We start from the raw sequence: 5325 nt of genomic DNA on the forward strand, positions 1-5325 counted from the left end.
AATACCGTTACAAATACAATCTTCAATTTAATCAGCTTTTACATTGGGTTGAATCGGTATCTTAACCAAAACGCTCAAACCACCTAACTCTTCACTCCGTGAAAGTGTTAAATTCCCACCGAGATGTTGAATCGCTTTATCTACAATCGATAAACCTAAACCACTGCCCACCTCCAAATGGTGATGAACACGATAGAATCGTTTTAATACTTTATCGTACATTTCAGGATCTATACCAGAACCGCTATCCTCGATCAGAACATAAGCAAAATCATGTATATCTGCAAAAACTGAAACATTGATCATGCCAGCGACTGGTGTATATTTGATTGCATTATCAATCAAATTAAAAATAATCGAATGAATGCTATGTTCGACACTTTTCAAAATCACAGGTTCATTTCGGACAAAACCTAAGTCGATATCCTTTTCCATTGCCAAATTCATCAATTGCTCAACACAACTGAGTGCGACATCATTCAGTTTAAACTGAGTGACTTGGACTTCATGACTCAAAGATGCATCTTGTTTTGCCAATGCCAATAACTGGGTCACCAAATGTTGCATTCGCGCCAAACCTTTACTGAGGTTTTGTAAATTCCCCTCTTCTGGAAATTGGCTCATTAAGATTTTGGTTTGCAAATTCAATGCAGTGAGCGGTGTACGTAACTCATGGGCGGCATCTGCGACAAACTGCCGTTGCTCTTGTTGCGCAACAGAAATTCGCTCAAACAAATGATTCATTTCATGAATGGTTGGTAAGAGTTCTGCGGGGTAATGACCATTTTGAATTGCAACCAAAGAGTTAGAATCACGTTTTGCCAGTTCGGATTTAAAATCTTCTAACGGCTTCATACTACGACGAATAATGTAAACCAGACCCAAGAGTGCAAATGGAATAATCAACAAATAGGGAAGAAACATACTGCCCGCAAGTTCAAGTGCTAAATGCTCCCTCACCTTCTCTTGCTGACTGATTTGGATCTGATAATTTGGTGTCGGTAAAATATACGTAATCCACGTCCCATGCACGGTATCTTGACTATAAAAACCTGCTTTTTGTTTCGGTTCTATAATCACATGATGTGGTGTCATTTTGCTTGGATTTTGATCAGCATAAGCCCAAACATCGATAAACAAATCTTCTTCATGATAACGTTTATGTACATCAAAATCACTTTGGATGGGACGTGGATTCAACTCTACACGTTCAGCCAAATAGACCATTTGGGCATCAAGAATTTCGTTAATTTCCTCTAATGATATTTTATAAGCGGAGAAAACCAATACACAGCCCAATAAAACACTAAAAATAGAGGTATAACGAATTAAACGCTTTCTTAAGGAAAATGTTGTTTCCATATCATTCAACTTTCTGCGGTTGCCCCAAACGATAACCTAACCCACGAATGGTACGAATAATGTCTTTGCCCAGTTTTGAACGAATGTGATGCACATAAACTTCGATGGTGTTGCTATTGATTTCACTGTCAAAAGCATACAACTTATCTTCTAGATTGGACTTAGAAAATATTTTATTGGGATGGGTCATAAGCGGAGTCAGGATCGCCCATTCGCGATTGGACAAATCCACAGGCTCACCACGCAATGTGGCAATATGTTGTTCAACATCTAGAACAACTTCACCATTTTTCAATAAGTTAGAGCTTTGCCCTTGCGCTTCTTTTGCAACATCTCCAGTACGACGTAATAATGCATGAATACGCGCAACAAGTTCATCAAACTCATAAGGTTTAATCAGATAATCATCTGCACCTTGATTCAACCCGTCAACACGATTTTGCAACTGATCGCGTGCTGAAATAATCAGAACGGGTAAAGCTGAACGTTGACGGATTTGCTTTAACACTTGCATACCATCCATCATCGGTAAACCCAAATCAAGTAAAACTAAATCAAATTGTTTGTCTGAAAGTAGCTTTAAACCATCTAAACCATTATTCACCCACTCAACATCAAAGCCTTGATACTTCAACAATGTTTGAGACGATTCTGCAATCATAAAATCATCTTCAATCATCAAAATTTTGGTCATTGCATGTATCCTTAATTAACTTTTCACTGCACATTGATGCAACATGTTGTAGTTCTGATCAATAACATGTGTCTGAATATTTAACACACTCAAAAGACTTGGGAATAAGTTATCTTGACTTAATTTTGTGCTTTTTTGTTCATTTAAACAATCCACTTGTTTTTGTGCTGTACTTTTCCAAGCATCTGAAAACCACATCATCATCGGCACATGCGTTTGTTGGCTAGGTGCAATCGCATACGGCGCACCATGTAAATACATGCCATGCTCACCCGTAGATTCCCCATGATCGGATAAATACCAAAAACCAGTACGATAATTTGTATTTGCTTTTAATACATCCACAATTTGATTCAAAATATAGTCCGTATATGCAATTGTATTGTCATAACTATTGATCAGTTCAGTTGAAGAACACCCTTGAATCGCATTGGTATCACACGTTGGTTTAAATTTCTGAAATTCGCTTGGTATACGTTTGTAATAAGCAGGTCCATGACTTCCCATTTGATGCAATACAACTAAATGTGGCTGAGTATCATTTTTTGGCAATTGGCTCATATACAGATTCAAACTATCTAAAAGAATACCATCTAAACATTCACCATCTGCACACCATTTTTGCTTCAAAGTTTCAGGGATTTGAAATTGTTCAACCCGATTACAAGTGCCTTTACAGCCTGAATTATTATCAATCCAAGTCACTTTATAACCTGCGCGTTGTGCAATATCGAGTAAACCTTCGCGGTGGCTCGCCAACTGTTCATCATAGTTAACTCGAGGCATACCAGAGAACATACAGGGTACAGAAACTGCTGTCGCCGTTCCGCATGAACTGACTTGAGTGAAATTCATGAGTCCTTGTTGTTTGGACAATAAAGGATTGGTATTTTTTGCATAACCATTTAATGAAAAGCTTTCGGCACGTGCTGTTTCACCAACCACTAAAACCATCAGTTTTGGCATTTTATTGGCTGCAATATCTTCAACCAAATGTGCATCTTCACCATAACGAATTAAAGGTAAATCTTTTTTAGGCGCCTTTTTATGAAAATACGAAATCGTAGATGCCACTGTATTTTGCGGTGAAATCATCCCTTTCAGGTCACGATTTTCACGGAAGATCGCTGCGTAATCGACATAGAAAACAAACAGTAAGCTGCCAATAATAGCGAGTGAAGCAACAATATTTAAACCTTTAAAGATAAGTACCTTAGCTAGGCTTTGTGGTTTAATTCTAACCCATAAAATCAAGACTATTGGTAAAACCACGAATGCTAATGTCCAAGTTAATAATTGCAAAGACATCAGGTCAGATGCTTCTGAAGGATCTGTTTGGACAATGTTTTGAATTTGATCAGGTGAAATTACCACACCTAAAGAGCTAACAAAGTAAGCACTAAAGCCACCAATAAACACCAAAAGGATTGAAAAAAATTTCGCTGTCCATTTCCAATCCAAGATTTGCAATAATAAATTATACAACGCGACGACGACGACGACCGTAGCGACTAAAAATAATTGTACTTTCACACCTTGATATGGCGTGAGCATTTTAATCTTATTAAAAAAGGCAAAATTGAGGCAAAAACCCAACCATACGGCGATGATAAGGTTAAAAGTCGCAAGTGAAATAGACACTTCGCGTTGTTTTATTCGTTGTATGAAATTAGACATTACTCTATCAACAGCTCACTTCAATTGTTTTAAGTTATAAAATGAAGCTTAAATTGAACTTAAAAGCACTTCCCCAAGCATATTGAATCATTAACCCACATATAAATGATTTTAAATTTTCAAAATTTGAGAAATAAAAAAAGCACATGGAATTTATATAAATAAAATTATATTATTTTATAGCCTATAAATTATTTAGCTTTCTTAATTCATTTACTTCAAGTCATTTAAGTTTATTTTTTGAATTGTATTTTATTACATTCAATCTTCGCATCTTAATATTTTTTAGATAAAAAACAATCACACTTTTAAATCAAGTAGCTGAAAAATAATATATTTTACTGAATGATATAAATAACTATATAAAATTAGAATAGAAAAAAACAATTTAAAGTAAAAAATATTAATATATAAAATTGCAAAAAATAATAACAAAATATAGAGTTCAATTTTTTTATTTTTATTATGACAAAGCTCAATAAATAGTTAACTTAATTTATAATTAAATCTAATTTTTAATTTAACCCTAAATAAATAATGGTTTTTAAAATTAGTTTTCATTACTACTCATTTTCGCCCAATGAAATATTGGAATTAAACAGATCACACCCACTATTAAAATCAAACTTAAAAAAACAGAATATCCTAAATAGTCACCAATGATTCCACTCACGGTATACAAAACCCCACTGATGGTCGCCATCACAGATACTTGAAAAGTAAAATCAGTGCCTGCACTTTCAGTTCGGCTGTATTGCATCACCAAAGTTAAAATTGCAACCAATAGCATCGCAGCAAACATATCTTCTAAAGCGTTCACTACATAGATTATCCATGGAGCAATCTCCACTGAATTTTGCAATAAGAATGCTAAACCAACAAAACCAGCTAAACTCATTAATTTAAGAATAGAGAAAATAATCAAAGCATGACGTCTTGTAATGTTCTTCAACATCCAACCTGCTAAACCTGCACCAACCAATGCTGCGAACGCACCGATCATGGTGATATAAACCCCGATTTGAGAAAGTGTTAATCCTAAATCGACCAACAAAGGTTTGGTAATCGGGCCTGTTAATCCATCTGCAATTTTGATGGTACAAAGCACCCAAAACCAAGCGCTTAACTGTTTATTTTCAAAAAAATAACTGAGATATTTTCTAAGTTTTACCAAGAAATTCTGCTTGGTCTGAATGCTTGTCTGTTCAGCATTTGTCGTTGAATTTGGAGAATGCTGTGGTTCTTTATAAAGGAAAATCGGAAGCGTATTTAGAGCCACGATGAAAGCAAGAATCAAAAATGTACTCTGCCATGTGAGCCAATCCATTGCCCACAGAATAGCGCCACCTCCGACGATGAAGCCCAGCCGTGAACCAATCACTTGGAACATATTTCCAATATGTTGCTGATCACCTTTCAGAATCTTAACCGCCAAACCATCTGTCGCAATATCTTGCGTCGCACCCACGCTATTCATACACAGTAAAGCGATAAAGAATCCGAATAAATAAGTAGGTTGATTTAAAGATTGAATTGGTAAAAAAGAAAGAACGATTAAAATGACAATGGTTAAAACCTGTGTTGGAATAATC

Annotated in this window: 4 protein-coding genes; all 4 read right to left on the minus strand. The window is 35.6% G+C overall.

The features are described from left to right. Positions 1–27: 27 nt before the first annotated feature. Positions 28–1362: an ATP-binding protein gene (locus tag EXE10_RS20015; RefSeq protein ID WP_130114514.1), complete on the minus strand. Its 1335-nt coding sequence runs from the start codon at positions 1360–1362 to the stop codon at positions 28–30. 1 nt (position 1363) lies between these two features. Then, positions 1364–2056, minus strand: a complete 693-nt coding sequence (locus tag EXE10_RS20020) for a response regulator transcription factor (protein WP_068973447.1) — start codon at positions 2054–2056, stop codon at positions 1364–1366. 15 nt (positions 2057–2071) lie between these two features. After that, positions 2072–3733 (minus strand): phosphoethanolamine transferase, encoded by a 1662-nt coding sequence (locus EXE10_RS20025; RefSeq protein ID WP_130114515.1) that lies wholly within the window; start codon positions 3731–3733, stop codon positions 2072–2074. 550 nt (positions 3734–4283) lie between these two features. Beyond that, positions 4284–5325, minus strand: a 1042-nt coding sequence (locus tag EXE10_RS20030; RefSeq protein ID WP_130114516.1) for an MFS transporter, incomplete at its 5' end; no start/stop codon positions are given.

It is taken from the genome of Acinetobacter sp. WCHAc060033 (genome assembly GCF_004209125.1).
Classification (GTDB): domain Bacteria; phylum Pseudomonadota; class Gammaproteobacteria; order Pseudomonadales; family Moraxellaceae; genus Acinetobacter; species Acinetobacter wuhouensis.